Genomic DNA, 16,041 nt, shown 5'->3' on the forward strand with positions numbered 1-16,041 from the left:
ATAAAAGGCTTCTTGAATAAGATAATTTCTCTGCCATTAGAGAAGCTTGTAAACGTTGGTATTAAAGGGACGGAGAAAAATAAACTGCTAGTAAATACGGAATTTTCGAAAATCATGCGCTTTCCCATGAAGTCTGCTTCGGATTTCGACTTGGGGGGGGGAATGCTCCTTAAATGAAAGTAATAATCATAAATAAGAAGCACACGCTGTTGCATCATTTTCTATGTATATTCTAGTATGATCATTCTTAAATGAGATATCTAATCTTCATTAAAATAGTCTTCATACAATGGTGCTTTATTCAACCATTATTAGAATGATCGTTCTCGAAAATGTAGCCTTTGGGCCTTGATTTTATAATTAATAATTACAATCCAAAACAAAAAAAAGGAGCTAATACAATGAATATTTCTAAACAAGTCGCATTTGTTACTGGAGCAAACAGAGGGCTTGGCCGCCAGCTTACACTTGAACTTCTATCTAGAGGGGCAAAGGTTTACGCTGGGGCAAGAAATCCAGAGACTATCGATATCCCAGGCGTTACACCTATAAAGCTTGATGTAACCAATCCTCAAGAGGTAGCAGCAACTGCCAGCCTTGCTAAGGACGTTACCCTTCTCATCAACAATGCAGGATCATCTACAGGTGCTTCTCTCCTAGAAGGCGATTTGGCAAAAATCCAGCTGGAAATAGACACGCATTTCTTCGGTACGTTATCCATGGTTCGCGCTTTTGCCCCGGTCATCGAAAACAACGGTGGAGGTACGGTTCTGAATATTCTTTCCGTATTATCTTGGTTCAGCGGCGGAAATGCGGGTGCTTATACTGCTGCGAAGGCGGCAGCCTGGGCATTGACGAACGATCTTCGTTTGAATTTGTACCCTCGTCAGATTAGAGTTGCAGGCTTACATGTAGGATTTATGGAAACAGACATGACTGCTGGTCTTGATGCTCCCAAATCGAACCCTTCAGATGTAGCGAGAATGGCTATTGATGGTATCGAAAGCGGTAGCTTTGAGATTCTTGCTGATGATAACAGTCGAATGATTCAAGCTGGACTTTCAGGTGGCGTTGCTACTCTATACCCGCATCTTTCTTAATTACAATTACGGTTTGGACTAAAATTAAAGAGGAGTGTACAAAATGAACAAATTGTGGAGTAAAACCAAAGTTGGTAACCTGGAATTGCCGCATCGTTTAGCTATGGCACCGATGACACGTAGCAGAGCAGAAGAAGACGGTACCCCGGGTGAATTAACCTCCCTGTATTATGCACAAAGAGCATCGATGGGGCTTCTAATCACGGAAGGTGCGCAACCATCCGATGATGGTCAAGGATACCTGTGGTCGCCGGGAATCTATACGGAAAATCATATTGCAGGATGGAAAAAAGTTACAGATGCCGTTCATGCAGCAGGCGGGTTTATGTTCATCCAGTTAATGCATGCTGGGCGTATATCTCATCCCGATAATACACCTCATCATCGTCAGCCTGTCGCGCCGTCAGCGATTGCTCCAGGTGTTCAGATGTTTACCGCTACAGGCATGCAGGACATCCCTGTTCCGCGCGAGTTAAGCCAAGAGGAAATTCAGACAACCATTGCCGATTTCCGGAAGGCAGCAGCAGCAGCTATTGAAGCCGGTGCAGATGGCGTTGAAATTCACGGAGCTAATGGGTATCTCATTAATCAATTCATTGGTGAAAATTCGAATACACGGACGGATGAATATGGGGGATCGATCGAAAACCGGGCCCGTTTCGCAATTGAAGTAACGAAAGCCGTTGTAGAAGAGATTGGCGCAGAAAGAACAGGCTTCCGCATTTCACCGGGAACACCCCTTGGAGGAATTCAAGATGGTGAGCAAGGACCTGAGCTGTATCTCTACCTGGTGCAAGAATTAGCGAAGCTGGATTTGGCTTACCTTCATGTGATGCATCTTGGAAATGAAAAGCTACTCCAGGGCGTCCGCTCCATTTGGACCAATCCACTATTAGTCAACCGGGCAGGACGTGCTCTGGAAGATCTGAGTATCGATCTTGACAACGACATAGCTGACATCATTCCAGTTGGTGCATGGTCATTAGCTAACCCGGATTTAGTAGAACGCCTTAAAACAGAGGCACCATTAAATGAGGCAGATCCTAAAACCTTCTTCGCGACGGGAAGCAAAGGTTACACGGATTATCCTACCTTAAAAGAATTAGAAGCACAAAAGAGCTAAGAAGTAGGTAAAGGACTAATTAACTCGTCGTTAAGCTAACGGGGAACGATATTTCAATAAAACTAAGAAAGCAGCTGATCGCATTGATCAGCTGCTTTAATTTAACTAACGGCAGCTAGTATATAATTAGTAAATCCATAGTTATCTGAAGGATTAAGATGAAGGAAGAAAGAAAATCTATTTTGAATAAGGAACGGTGGGAATTACAAGAAATAAACATATGAGCTTAGAAGCCTGAAAAGGCTTATGATGACTGTGATCCGGAATATCAAATCTTTAAAATCCTTTATCCTTCTATAGTATGTTTAATCATTGGCTGGAATACCCGCGACTATCGTGTTTGTTGGCTTTCATTACTATTGAACCAGCAGCAACAATCAATATCTTTCCTAGTGAAACACTCGATCATTATCGTTACCGAGGTATTTCGGTCATTTGGGAACAACAAAACATTATGACCTGCTGTGTGACCGATATTAAGTGGGATCATGCAATCATCACCAATATAAACCTTCGCCAACTCACGGGCAGATTACATCAATATCTGATATACTGAAACATTAAATTATTTAGAGGGGTTTTTACAATGAAAAAGTATACGATGAAAGAAATATTACAGCAGTGTGGTACTACAGAAGATACCCTACGTTATTATGAAAAGATCGGCTTACTTTCTAATGTTGAACGTAAGCAAAATAAGCACCGAATTTACAGGGAGCATGATAAGGAGACTATTTTATTTATCAAATGTCTCAAAAATACAGGTATGTCTCTAGATGAAATACGGCCTTTAATAACTTTGCAGGTAGATGGTGTTATGGACAATATGCTGGTGGATCAGTTGCGTAGTTATCAAGATAAGATCAAGCAACAACAATCTGAATTACAACAAGTGTGGGAATTTATCGAACATAAGCTTACGCATGGTATTCCATTTGGAACACCTCAAATAATGGATAGTGAAACAGAAAAAAAGAGTTGACCTGGTGTTAACACCAGCTTGTATGATGGTCCTTGTCTAATAAATTTAACACTAATTATTAGAGTGAAAATCATACGACAAGGGAGCTGGAAAAATGGATAAACGATTTACTATAGGCAGGACAGGAATTGAAGTGTCTCGAATCGGACTAGGTGCAGGTGTGGTCGGAAATACAATGATGTATCCAAAAGTAACGGAAGATATGGGTAGAGAACTTGTTCAAGCAGCTATAGAGGAAGGGATCGATTTTATCGATACTGCCTTTTTATATGGCTTTGGGCGCTCGGAAGAGCTGATTGGTGAAGCAATTCGAAATAGTGGAAGACGGGATAAGGTGAAATTATCTACGAAAGCGGCCGCAAATTTCAAGCTTACGGATCAAGGAGCGATGCAAGTCGATAACAGCCCGAGTGCATTACGAGAATCGGTGGAACATAGCTTAACAAGGCTGCAAACGGACTATATTGATGTATTTTTTGTTCATTACCCTTATTCCGACACGCCTCTTGAAGAAGCCGCTGGAGCCCTTGCAGATCTGAAACAAGAGGGGAAAATAAAGTCGATTGGGGCTTCGAACTTATCTTACGAACAACTGCAGCAGTTTAACATGGACGGGTATATGGATGTTTTTCAAACGGAATACTCCTTGCTTGCCCGTCAGGCGGAGACAGACCTAATTCCGTACTGTCTGGAGCATCAAATTTCTGTTATTCCCACATTTCCACTAGCTTCAGGTTTATTGGCTGGTCAATATAAGAAAGAGGACACCTTCACCGATCTATCACGTATGAACAACCCTATGTTTCAAGGTGAGGACTACATCACCAACTTGGAACGGGTGGAACGTATGAAGGATTACGCAGCGAAGAAAGATATGACGCTTCCTCAAATGGCATTAGCTTGGCTATTAAATCGTCCAGGAGTAGACTTGATTATTCCTGGAGCTACACGTCCAGATCAGTTACGAACAAATATGCGAACAACTGAAGTTGTGCTTACGGATGCGGATATGGAGCATTTGGATATTTTAAGCTCCACATCAAACCCCGGCAGTGAATAAGTAAAGTGGAACGTTGATTCAAAACAACATGGAGCAGATTTGCCAATTGGCAGCTGCTCCTTTTTCATTAAGATAACGAGCAGGATTAACCGACTTAATATTTCATTGAGTTAAAAGCGATATTCCGAACCATGATCATCTCTCAATACCCGACACTATAGAAATAATAGGTAGATAACAAAAATGCTGCTAAAGAAGATCGCATGAGTTTCCGCCCTTTTTGCATTCAGTCTAATAATCTAGATCATTTGCGATGTTTAACAACTCCATAACATCTTTTAGTTATCCTCAAATTTGGAGTGTGATCAAATGGCAAAAATATTAATTGTAGATGATGAAAAGGCGATAAATGATTTGATTGCCGTGAATCTAAAAATGGTAGGTCATGAATACATTCAACTATATCGAGGAGATGACATAGAGGGCGTTCTAGGTGGGAACACGATCGATTTGGTTATTCTGGATGTGATGCTCCCTGGTAAAAACGGGTTTGAAATCATAGAGGACCTCCTAAAGCAGAATATACCCGTCATCTTTTTGACCGCAAGAAATACATTAACAGACAGGGTGTATGGGCTTGATATCGGCGCAGAGGATTACATCGTAAAACCATTTGAAGCAGTTGAATTAATTGCTCGAATTCATGTTGTATTACGAAGGCATCAGAGGAGTGCAAGTGAATTTGTATTAGGTGATACTTGTGTGGATCTAAATCAACATATCGTTAGGGTCAATGGTACAACTGTAGACCTAACCCATAGAGAATTTCAATTATTGGAGTTTTTGATCCAAAATAAAAATATAGCATTGTCGCGCGAAAAAATAATAGAGCTCACTTGGGGATATGACTTCTATGGCGATACAAGGACGGTAGATGTACACTTCCAAAAATTAAGAAAAAAGCTTCATTGGGAAAATCGAATAAAAACCGTTTACAAATTCGGTTATCGTCTTGAGGTGTAGGATGAAATTTTGGCAGAAAACGTATTTGAGTGTCCTCTTCGTATTTTTGATTGTTTTTGATATCGGAGCCTACGCCATTCTACAAAAAAGCTATGCTTTAAACGAAACGATGGATATTTCACGAGGTGTTAATGAATACACCACCATTGAAAAGTCTCTAAGTTATCTTCTTCAGGTTTATTCAAAAACAAGTGATCGTCCAGACTATCCAAACCTCATAGCTGACTTCGCAGGGAATTATCACAAGGAAAATATCTATATCGAAGTTTATCGTGGCAATTCTTTAATCTTCTCAAACGGGTATCAATTTGAGGGTGAGCGAAAGGAACTAAATGGAAATCAGGATACTACGGTATATCGGAAGCTTAATGATAAGTTGTGGCTGTTTATAGGGGGACATATGGATTTTGAAGGGTTTCAACTCGTTATGTCCAGAAACTCAGATTACTTGCAAGATTATCATGAGGCTATGTTAGACTATTTGATCGTATTAAGCATAATCATTTCGATCATTTTATCGACTTTACTTATCCTATTGCTATTGCAGCTGACCTCACCTATTAGAGGCTTAATCAAAGGGGTCAAAGCGATTACTGCAGGAGCTTACTCCAACAGGGTAAGGGAAAAAGGAAATGATGAAGTAGCAGACCTGGCTCGTAACTTCAATGTAATGGTCGATGCAGTGTCCACCAATATTGAGACGATAAAGAGAGCAAGCCGTGAAAAGGAAAATTTTATTAATAATTTGACCCATGAGATTAAGACACCGATAACAGCTATAAAAGGCTACAGTGATTTTCTAAACCGTGCAAATTGTACGGCTGAAGATCGCCAAATGGCTTTATCCTATATTTACGAGCATGTAGCCCGGCTAGATCTTCTATCAAGTAAATTAATGGAGCTACTGTACTTGAAAAACGAAGGAATCACTCCTCAGCGAGTTGATATCAGACAACTGTTTGCCTACGTTCAAAGGATGATGCAGCCACAGTTAAAGGCTAAGCAAATTACATTAGTAGACGAATACGGTGCTTATTTCCTACTAGGAGATGAAGTACTATTACAAACCTTACTGATGAATTTAGTTGAAAATAGCATTAAAGCCTCTCGACCTGGAGGACGCATCAGCTTAAAAAGTTACTTTCGTGATCAGGACACGGTCATCGAAGTAAAGGATGATGGGAAAGGCATTCCCGTTAAAGACATCGACAAAATTACAGAAGCATTTTACATGGTTGATAAATCTCGTGCAAAGGAATCGGGAGGTATCGGGCTTGGGTTGGCTATTTGCAATCAAATTGCTGATCTTCATCAGGCTCATCTTCAGATCTCATCTATAGAGAATGAATTTACTAAGATTTCAATCATTTTTACAACTCCACAATAACAAGGAAATTGGTTGATGATAAGGTCGGTGCATAATGGACTTGTAACAACAACCAATATATGGAGGTATAATCAAATGAAGAAAAAAGTGTACGGTACTGTTTTGTCTATCGGAGCGGCAGCAGTATTGATTGCAAGTAACGGAATCATATCGGCAAATGCGTTCAAGAATGACGAGATACCAAATGTGAAGGTTATTGGGAAACATGAACAACCCGCTACTACTAGTACAGAACTTTCGCTCTCAAACATACAAATCTCAAATATGGAAGATTCCAAAGAGATGGCTGCTCTGAGAACAAAGCAAGATGTGAATAAGGAGAAAGCCGTTGAGCTCGCTAAAACAGCACTTGAAAACAAATTTGATGTTTCCTTAAATGGAACATACGCAACACCTATCTTTGCAACTAGAGAAGATATAGAAGGAACGTATTACTTTGTTTCTTTTGTGCCAATGTATGCTTTACATGAAGATGGTCATCCGGAGCCCGAATTTGATGTCTATATCGCATCTCTAGACTCTAAAACAGGAAAAATGGTGTCGTTAGAGAAAAATCCGAAAGCACCAGAAGGGATTAATGGTTAGTGTCTGGTTTGGATAGTAAGAGGGATACCTTTATACGGAATGAAAAGCGGCTGACTAGTATTACGTCTGCTGCTTTTCATTCAAAATGTAGAGAAGAGGCGAATCAGTTGTTCGAAATAAGTCTAGAGGAAAAAATAAGGTGTATCTAATTGACCTGGTGTTAGGTCCAGGTTGTATACTAACAATCATCCGGTTATGGCACCGGTGTGAGAGCCGTGAGAAGGAGGTAACATTTGAAGCTGTCGCATACACAAATGAGTTCAATAGAGAGGGGAAGTGAGTCTGAAACAGATATCCATTTCATCACTATGGTCTATTAGCGGAGGAGATAAGAAATGATGGTTTGAGAGTTGGTTTTATGGATAAAATCAAACGTGGTATAATCTCCCTTCATTAATTAATCAATAAATATCGATTGGAGGTATTAATGAGATGCTTCAAGTTAGTTTGGTCATCATCGTCGTATTGCTAGTCGTTTATATTATCTACCTACAGACTAAAGTAAGAAACTTAAAGGTAGAGTTGTCTAAATTTTTGGTAACTAACGTTGATTTTAAGCTTGATCAAGAGATTTACGAGATGCTACGTGATGGGAAAACCATGGTAGAGATCGTTAAGTTGGTGAGACAGCGTACCAATCTTGATCTTCTCCAAGCCAAGTTATACGTAGACCGAGTTCTCCAAAACAACGGATCTTAGGTTAGAAAGAATACTGTAGTGACTTCTGCTTTGACAGGAGCTGAAAGTACTAGAAGTGACAGAAATGTCTGAAGAAAGGACGAAATCATGTTGAAAATGAATAAGATGAGAAATAAACTGGTTGCCATAGCCATGGTGGGCGCATTGGCTTTACCTTTAGCAAACTTTGTGTCCGAAGACTACACAGCAGCTGCGGCTTCTGTTTCCAAATATAAGGTGAGCGCACAGCCCTTCAGTATCGGAGGGAAGAAATCCAGTATAGGCACCATAAATAAAAACGGATCTGTCTATATAGCCCTTCGCAACCTGAATACAGCCTTGGGGTTGACGACTAATTTCAATAAGGCTTCTCAAATCGTAAACGTTTCAGGGAATGGGCGTACATTAGAAATTAATCTAACGAATAATGCCATCACTTTGAATGGGCAACCAATTAGTGGACCTCCTGTCATTCTTCAGAATAATACGACGTATTTGCCACTTCGTTTCCTGCTTGAGCGGATGGGCTATGTGATTTCATATCAGAATAGTACGAAGCAGATCAGTATTCAAGGTATAAAAGAGAACGAATTGCAAATTCAAGCGGCAGAGATTGGTGCGGACGGAGATGGAAAATCATTACTTGTTTATTATCCAGTTATCAAGGGCTATGCCAATGAGAAAGTGCAAAACAAGATAAATGCCTTTTTGAAGCAGGAGAGTAACTTGCACATTGCGGAAGGTTCAAAGCAAATGGAGAAGGCCGTAAAGGAAAATAATCAAATCCTAGCCACGAATCCAAAGGCAGAAGTTCGTCTCCCTAGCTTCGACGGTAGATTTACGATTACGTATAACGAAAACGGTAAGCTGAGCTTATTTGTTGATTATTATCTTTATATGGGCGGAGCTCATGGCATTACAACGCGGGTCCCTTACAGCTTTGATCTGGCGACCGGCGACCTGATTTCGTTGAAGGATGCAGCAGGAAATGCGAAGTATATCTCCATTATTAACAGCCAAATAAAAGAACAAATTAAAAGCCGCAACTTGGAACTGAACGCTCCGTTCAACTTGGTCGGGGCAAATCAGGAATACTACTTGAACCATGATGGGATCGTTATCTATTTCAAACAAAACGAATATACATCTTCTGCAGAAGGAATACCGGAATTTATGATTTCTTACTCTGCATTTAAATAGGCTATCTGGGGAACGCAATCTAGAAATAGATTGCGTTTTCTTTTACTGATTACGCTGGGGAACTATAATAAGCAAACTTTACCATAAAAGTGTCGGAGAAAGTCCTGATGCTTTTAGATAACTGCGGTACGGAGAGATTGGTATTGGCTGTTGTAGCGAGGACTTAACGCTTAAAAAGTAAAAAAAATAACGCCCAAACCATTGTGAATATGTGGAGGCTGGGGCGTTATTTATTATGTCTCTGCGTGTATAATGGTCGAATTTGTTATAGGGAGGCTTAGTTCGTCATCCGATACTACTAACAGTTGAATTCGATTTCCCGAAGGATCCGTAGTAGAAACAGCTCCATTTTCGAGTTTAACGGAAAAACCTATGGCATCCAATTGTGCAGCTGCTTGATTTATGGCTTCTATATTCGGATACATGAGTGTAAATGATTTAAGTCCAACACAATTTTCGGATGGAGAAGGAGCACCTACGCCATTCCATGTGTTTAAGGCGATATGGTGATGATACCTTCCAGTAGAAATGAATAGAGCATGACTTCGCATCACAACTTCGAAGCCCAGTCCCTTAATATAAAACTCCTCACTCATTCGTAGATCGGATACATGCAAGTGAACATGTCCCATAACCGTGCCTTCGGGTAATCCGTTCCAAAGCGGCTGAACTCGACGGGAGAGTAGATCTTGAAAGTCTAGATGATCAACCCCCATTTCTACTTCTCCATTTCTCCACACCCATTCTGAAGGTTTTCGGTCTGCATAAATCTCGATACCATTCCCGTCTGGATCAGACAGATACAATGCTTCGCTCACTACATGATCTGACGCACCAATCCGCAAATCAATTTCAGCGAAATGCAGTACAATTCGAGCTAAATCGGCTCGTGAAGGTAAGAGAAGCGCATAGTGATAGAGCCCGGTAGTTTTACCGGTTGAAGGTACCACGTCATCGGGAACTTCAATTGACAAAAGGGTATTCTTTCCGTCCGCTGTTAGTAAAGCTTTTTTGTCCGTTTGGGCCAATATCTTGAATCCAATCACCTCTTGATAAAATTTTAAAGACCGTTTTAAGTTTTGTACCTTTAGGTCTACTTGGCCAACATAAGTCAAAGGTTTGCTGTGAAAGTTCATATTTTCTTTCCCTTCTGTAACTTTTTCTTGAAGCATTGCATATTGAAGCATTGAATCTCCCGACGTTTAAGTAATCCGCTATATGGAAGCCTTAGTTCACATCCTATAACGTGGTGTAAACACCAAGTCAAGCAGAAATTAAAAAATTTAGAGAACTTTCTAGCTTGGCGAAAACGTAAATCCCGATGCAATTATACCTAGACGAAAATAAATAACATTTGAGATGAGAGAGAGATTGAATTTCAAAGAATTAAACTGACGAGAAATGATAGTTTAACAAGAAGTTGTCAGAATTCCCCCACTTCTAAAGTGGCGGGATGAATGACAACGAGTTTGCTTCTGTTGTTCACTTTCTTCAGTCCGTGATGTGGAAGGAATATGTTATATAATCGTCGAATCTACCTTAAAAACGAATCTTATCCGGGGTGAGAATAACATATGAACAAAATAGGCCAGCTTATACAGTTCGCCCACCAAGACTTTAGCGAAATTCTCTCGGAACAACAAGGAATGACTTTTAAATTCAAACTAACACAAGGTCGATTTATACATACGTTCTGTGCAGGGCAGCTACTTTATAAAATTGGCTTGTCTCCTGAAATGATTATTGGAAAGGAACTAAAAGATTTTCTTCCCTCCGAAATAGCTGAGTATAAAGAAACTTTCTATAATGAAGCATGGCAGGGAACAGAGGGGATCTCCTACGAAGGGGAAAAAGCAGGGATATTTTACCTTGCATCATTACGACCCATCAGACAATCGGGTATGGTGATTGAGGTCATTGCTTCTTGTGTAGATATCACAGAACGAAAGAAAGCTGAGGAAGAACTAAGAGCAACCAAAGAGTTGATGGAATCTTTATTTGGGAACTCTGTTGATGGCATATTTATCGCAGATATGGAGGGTAAAGTCATCCGAGCCAATCAATCTTTTAAGGAAATATTTGGTTGGGGAGAAGAGGAGCTTGTTGGGAAGGAGGTTTTTTCTTTCCCCATAGTTAAGAAGTCAGAATTTATAGAATTCAGGAAACGTTTACAAAACGGAACCGAAGTAATCAGTTTCGAAACTGCTACCTCCACGAAGGATGGAGAAATGGTATCTATCCATTTAACATTGTCCCCTCTAAAGGATGCTCAAGGTAATGTTATTGCTCTTAACGGGATCACGAAAGATATTTCTGAACGTAAAAGGTCAGAAGAATTCCTTCGAAAAGCAGATAAATTAAATGTGGTCGGCCAATTAGCGGCCGGTTTTGCACACGAGGTTCGTAATCCTCTAACCACTTTACGTGGGTTCTTACAATTAATGCAATTAAGGAAAAACTGGGATTCAGATTATGGCGAAATTATGGTTGCCGAAATCGACCGTATCAATAGCATAATTAGTGAGTTTTTAACCCTAGCAAAGCCACACTCGATGAGCTTTAAAAAATACGATGTGGGGATCATCCTGCAGAATGTCATCACTCTATTAGAAGCCCAGGCCACTTTAAATAATATCCAATTTCATATGCAAGTGGAGAGCTGTCTTCCATTAGTGAATTGTTCTGAAATTGAAATCAAGCAAGTATTTATTAATATTATTAAAAATGCAATTGAATCTATGCCCCGAGGCGGAATAATAACCATCTCCTCTTTTGTTCAAGCGAACAATATCTACATTCGTTTTAAAGATCAAGGTGTCGGTATTCCTGAGACATTAATTCACCGTTTAGGTGAACCCTTTTTTACGACAAAGGAAAAAGGGACAGGTCTAGGTTTAATGATGTGTTATAAAATAATAGATGATCACATGGGGAAACTAGCTGTTAAGAGTATCGTTGGAGAAGGAACTACGTTTGAAATCAAGATCCCTTTTTATTAGCTGAATGAAAGATAAATGTATAGGTTTGCCTTGGAGAGACCTCCAAGGCTTTTTGTATGTCATGAAAGTAATATTAGATAATCCCCGATGGAAAATAATCCATGAAAGCGGACAAAAACGTTTATGGACGTGCTGGTATAAAATCAATATTATTGATAATGAAATCAATATTAATTGGAAAGGGGAGATTATTTTTCATGGCGAAGGAGCAACTTGCATTGCCGACAGAATTGGAAGTCATTGCATCTTCGCAATTTAAGCAAGCCAAGCGGCGCGTGATCCGACAATTGACGGAAGCGCTTTTGTATGAGGGCATTGTCATTTTCCAGGAGCAACAATGGGATGGAAGGCGTGCCGCTGAATATAGGATCATTGGTCAAAACGATCAGGGAAACCTGGTAAGTTATGTCTTCGAAGGAGAAAGAAAGCTAAGTTTTAGAAGAATCCGACTGGCCGGAACAAACATCTACCGGATTGATGGAGAGATAAGGAGCGAGGTAGAGGACATTGCACTTTTCATGCGAGAAACGATGGCCATCCTAACGGAGCCACCCTGCGATCTGGAACCGTTTGTGTATGAGATTGAGCAAACGCTGCTTAAAGAAGCCTGGTCTCTCTATGATCGTTATTTGAATAGAAAAGTGTATATGCGTCCTGGGGGAACCACCTATGCAGATCTGGAGGGAGAAGTACTAGAAGGACATCCCTACCACCCTTGCTTTAAATCTAGAATCGGATTCATGTCAGGTTAACGTGGAGACATATTTCTCATGAATTCCAGTTTATAGTAATATAGAGTTATATTTATGAAAAAATGTTTTAGCGTTAAGATTGGAAGAATTTAAATAGTACATATGGAGGTAACTAAGTTTGAATACTCACTACTACTTCAGTTGGTTTAACCATTTTTTTCCAGAGAAGCTGGTCCAATGTTTGCATGAGGATATTAAAGACAGAAAATCACTGGTACTGATTAGCGCTAATCCGTCTATTGATCAAGATGAGCAAGTTAACGTGGATGATACTTCTGAATGGACATGGTTGAATCAGGCTAAAATTGTTTTCGATGAATATCATTTCATTGATTACCGCATGCAGAAGGAAGATGCACAGCAATTCATTCAAAACGCTTCAGTCATTTTTCTATGCGGCGGCTACCCGGTTTTGCAGAAAGACTTTTTAATGGATTATGAATTATCGGATGTGATTAAGAACAGCAATGCCGTTATACTGGGTGCTAGCGCTGGCTCTTTAAACATGGCTGCCCAATGGTTAAGCTTGAACGATACTGGCAATGAAGTTGAAACAACTACAATTTATGATGGTATTGGCATTGATCAATTCGCCTATGAATCTCACTCTCAACGTGACTACGCTACGTTTGTTCAAGGTTACATGTTCCTTTTGTCTGAAAAGATTGATGTATATGCGGCAGAACAGGAAAGCGCTATACGTGTAAAGGACGGCAAAATAGAAATATTGGGCCCTGTATATTTAATTTCCCACTCAAAGATTCAGAAATTGGTTGAGACGCTCTAATTAGGGTGATCAGCTACTTTGTTCAACTAACGGGCAGGTTAGTTTAAGGTCATGCGAGGTGAGCCGTATCATTAGTAGGGCAAATTTTTTTATAGCTTATGTAACAAGAGAACTTCCTCGAAGAAGTCAATCAACCGATCGTGTCTTCACCGCGAACCCCTCACTTTGCTTATGAATAGTTTATCGGATATCCCGTCGATCTGTTCTGTCTCGAGCCGACTGTTCTATTCGCTTGCGATTATAATACAGCATATGGGAGGAGGAAAACGATGATCAACGTGAATTATTTGCTGATTTGTTTGTTTTTTCGGCACGACTTTCCTGGCGTTCCGAGAAATGGCGTCGATGCGTCTGTGCCGCCTTTCTTCTCTGCGGGGCTCCGGTTTTTTGTTGGATCTCACGAGCATGCGGCAAGATTTGTTCACCCGCCTTCGTCAGCTTTACACCGTTGCGAAAAAATATTCCATTAGCAACACACACATATTTACGTTCGACCCAAAGCTAGGGTTTGACCTCTATACACGGGATTTTGCACCGACGGAGTCGGATATCGCCATCCGAGTTGGAAGATTCGCGCATGTAACGTTTGAAGCTAATCTGCGACTACCTAAAAGTTGGAGGGATTCCTTTGATTGAACTGACCAAATACATCATGGAAGATATGAACAAGCAGCTTGACCGAATCGAGAAGAGCTTGAATCAGCTAAGTGATGAACTCATTTGGACAAGAATGAAGGATTCCATGAACAGCATCGGGAATCTCATCTTGCATTTGGCAGGCAACGAATATCAGAATTTTGTGAGCGCTATCGGAAACAAGCCGTTCATCCGGGAGCGTACTCGCGAATTTATGATGGACGAGGGAACATCAAAAGAAGAGCTGATTACTCTAATACGGAAAACCCGTTCTGAATCGGAAGAAGTGTTATCTGCTTTATCGAACGATGATTTATTTCGGGAGGTCATCATTCGCTATGACCGCGATGATTGGAACCGAATGCACCGAGTGGATGCCCCTGCCGATAAAACCTATGATACAAGAGTAATCGGCCGTCTGCTTATACAGGTGTCGGCACACTATGGATATCATGCGGGGCAGATCGTGGTGCTTGCCAAGTTGCTGCAAGATACGAATGAACATGTTACGGGTCAATACCATTGAGGAAGGTAGATTGTTGTGATCAAACTTGAACGCTTCGGACATATCGACTTTAAGCAACTAATCGATTGGATTGATTCGCCGAAATTTATGCTTCAATGGGGAGGAAGAACGTTTAGCTACCCTTTAACAGAACAACAATTAGAGAATTATATCATTAACGATACACTAATTTATAGGGTGGTACTTGAAGAAAATGAAGAGGTTATTGGGCATATCAATTTAACGATTGATCGAATAAACAACTCGGGGAGATTAGGTAAGGTCTTAGTTGGGGAAAGAAACCTGAAAGGACAAGGCATTGGGCAACTCATGGTACAGAAGATTTTATATATCGCTTTCGAACAATTGAAATTACACAGAGTCAGCCTCGGAGTATTTGATTTTAATCTTCCCGCGATTTCTTGTTACGAGAAGGCTGGGTTTGTAAAAGAAGGACTACTTCGAGAAGCACGAAAAGTTGACAACGAATTTTGGAACTTATGGGAAATGAGCATTTTAGAAAAAGAATGGTTGTATAAAAGGAATTAATTTATAGTGTAGTATGGGCACCTCTCAAGGTGCCTTTCATTTTCGCCGTTACTTATGATATGGTAAACCTTATCACAAGTAGAGGGAATTTTTAGGCTGAGGTTCTTTCTCGGGTCGTCAAGTTTTGGAGCAGGTAAAAAAAAGCCCTGACAAACCCTTAATGTGACAATAAATAAACGATCATTTATTATTGATTCATGAGAAATAGAGATGATAACAAAGTCGAAGCAATATTTGACGCGACCATACAGCTAATTAATGAGATCGGTTTCTCTGAAACGTCGATATCAAAAATTGCCAAAAGAGCGAGTGTATCGGCAGCCACGATTTATATTTACCATGAGAACAAAGAGGATCCGCTCTACAAGACCTACCTAAAGATTAAAGGGAAGATGAGCGAGAAAATGTTTCAGGAAGTGGATCATACCCGAACATTTACGAACGATTTGAGGCTATCATCCGCAACTATGTTGATTTTATTCAATCCTTCAAAGAATTTTTTTTGTTTCTGGAGCAAATAATGAATTCGCCTTTGCCCCAGAAATGGTGCTTAGATGATACGGCAAGTCAGTTTCAACCGATCTACGAGATGTTTGAAGCCGGCATCCGGCAGGGAATCTTGAAAAAGGAGGATATTAACATGCTAGTTGTTTACTCCATCTTGCCAATAGCCGAATTGATGAAAGCACATTTGAAGAGCGGGACCATATTGTAATAGTCAACAATTAGATTCTG

The 16,041-nt window shown here is 40.3% G+C and carries 16 protein-coding genes; 15 read left to right on the forward strand and 1 reads right to left on the reverse strand.

Features of this window, described 5'->3' with window-relative positions; translation table 11 throughout:
- Positions 1-401 precede the first annotated feature (401 nt).
- The 8 genes from MHB82_RS31540 (at position 402) to MHB82_RS31575 (ending at position 9,078) form a co-directional block, all read left to right on the forward strand.
- Positions 402-1,100, forward strand: coding sequence for an SDR family oxidoreductase (locus tag MHB82_RS31540; protein ID WP_341177037.1), 699 nt, complete (start codon positions 402-404; stop codon positions 1,098-1,100).
- Between the two features lie 43 nt (positions 1,101-1,143).
- Entirely contained in the window at positions 1,144-2,223 is a 1,080-nt protein-coding gene (locus tag MHB82_RS31545) for an alkene reductase (RefSeq protein ID WP_341177038.1), read from the forward strand.
- Between the two features lie 586 nt (positions 2,224-2,809).
- Complete coding sequence (locus tag MHB82_RS31550) at positions 2,810-3,205, forward strand: MerR family transcriptional regulator (RefSeq protein WP_341177039.1); 396 nt, start codon at positions 2,810-2,812, stop codon at positions 3,203-3,205.
- A 94-nt stretch (positions 3,206-3,299) separates the two neighbouring features.
- A complete protein-coding gene (locus MHB82_RS31555) occupies positions 3,300-4,265 on the forward strand; it encodes an aldo/keto reductase (RefSeq protein ID WP_341177040.1) in 966 nt (321 codons plus the stop codon).
- Positions 4,266-4,574: 309 nt separating this feature from the next.
- A complete protein-coding gene (locus MHB82_RS31560) occupies positions 4,575-5,228 on the forward strand; it encodes a response regulator transcription factor (RefSeq protein WP_341177041.1) in 654 nt (217 codons plus the stop codon).
- 1 nt (position 5,229) lies between these two features.
- Positions 5,230-6,615 carry a sensor histidine kinase gene (locus MHB82_RS31565; RefSeq protein WP_341177042.1) on the forward strand — a complete coding sequence of 462 codons (1,386 nt, stop codon included), beginning with the start codon at positions 5,230-5,232 and terminating at the stop codon, positions 6,613-6,615.
- A gap of 75 nt (positions 6,616-6,690) precedes the next feature.
- Positions 6,691-7,200, forward strand: a complete 510-nt coding sequence (locus tag MHB82_RS31570; RefSeq protein ID WP_341177043.1) for a hypothetical protein — start codon at positions 6,691-6,693, stop codon at positions 7,198-7,200.
- A 786-nt stretch (positions 7,201-7,986) separates the two neighbouring features.
- Positions 7,987-9,078, forward strand: a complete 1,092-nt coding sequence (locus tag MHB82_RS31575) for a stalk domain-containing protein (protein ID WP_341177044.1) — start codon at positions 7,987-7,989, stop codon at positions 9,076-9,078.
- Positions 9,079-9,311: 233 nt separating this feature from the next.
- On the opposite strand, the gene MHB82_RS31580 is transcribed toward MHB82_RS31575, so the two are convergent.
- A complete protein-coding gene (locus MHB82_RS31580; RefSeq protein ID WP_341177138.1) occupies positions 9,312-10,214 on the reverse strand; it encodes a VOC family protein in 903 nt (300 codons plus the stop codon).
- Positions 10,215-10,652: 438 nt separating this feature from the next.
- On the opposite strand from MHB82_RS31580, the gene MHB82_RS31585 reads away from it, so the two are divergent.
- The 7 genes from MHB82_RS31585 to MHB82_RS31610 all read left to right on the forward strand — a co-directional run bounded on the left by MHB82_RS31585 (position 10,653) and on the right by MHB82_RS31610 (position 16,021).
- Positions 10,653-12,077, forward strand: coding sequence for a PAS domain S-box protein (locus tag MHB82_RS31585; protein WP_341177045.1), 1,425 nt, complete (start codon positions 10,653-10,655; stop codon positions 12,075-12,077).
- A gap of 197 nt (positions 12,078-12,274) precedes the next feature.
- Positions 12,275-12,829 carry an IucA/IucC family protein gene (locus tag MHB82_RS31590; RefSeq protein ID WP_341177046.1) on the forward strand — a complete coding sequence of 185 codons (555 nt, stop codon included), beginning with the start codon at positions 12,275-12,277 and terminating at the stop codon, positions 12,827-12,829.
- A gap of 118 nt (positions 12,830-12,947) precedes the next feature.
- Positions 12,948-13,616 carry a Type 1 glutamine amidotransferase-like domain-containing protein gene (locus MHB82_RS31595; protein WP_341177047.1) on the forward strand — a complete coding sequence of 223 codons (669 nt, stop codon included), beginning with the start codon at positions 12,948-12,950 and terminating at the stop codon, positions 13,614-13,616.
- Positions 13,617-14,244: 628 nt separating this feature from the next.
- Positions 14,245-14,778, forward strand: coding sequence for a DUF1572 family protein (locus tag MHB82_RS31600; RefSeq protein ID WP_341177048.1), 534 nt, complete (start codon positions 14,245-14,247; stop codon positions 14,776-14,778).
- Between the two features lie 15 nt (positions 14,779-14,793).
- Positions 14,794-15,306, forward strand: coding sequence for a GNAT family N-acetyltransferase (locus tag MHB82_RS31605; RefSeq protein WP_341177049.1), 513 nt, complete (start codon positions 14,794-14,796; stop codon positions 15,304-15,306).
- 197 nt (positions 15,307-15,503) lie between these two features.
- Complete coding sequence (locus tag MHB82_RS32155) at positions 15,504-15,827, forward strand: TetR/AcrR family transcriptional regulator (RefSeq protein WP_445671284.1); 324 nt, start codon at positions 15,504-15,506, stop codon at positions 15,825-15,827.
- Positions 15,785-16,021 (forward strand): hypothetical protein, encoded by a 237-nt coding sequence (locus MHB82_RS31610; protein ID WP_445671296.1) that lies wholly within the window; start codon positions 15,785-15,787, stop codon positions 16,019-16,021. The genes MHB82_RS32155 and MHB82_RS31610 overlap by 43 nt, the downstream gene beginning before the upstream one ends.
- Positions 16,022-16,041 lie beyond the last annotated feature (20 nt).

This window comes from Paenibacillus sp. FSL K6-2862 (genome assembly GCF_038005125.1).
Lineage (GTDB): Bacteria > Bacillota > Bacilli > Paenibacillales > Paenibacillaceae > Paenibacillus > Paenibacillus illinoisensis_A.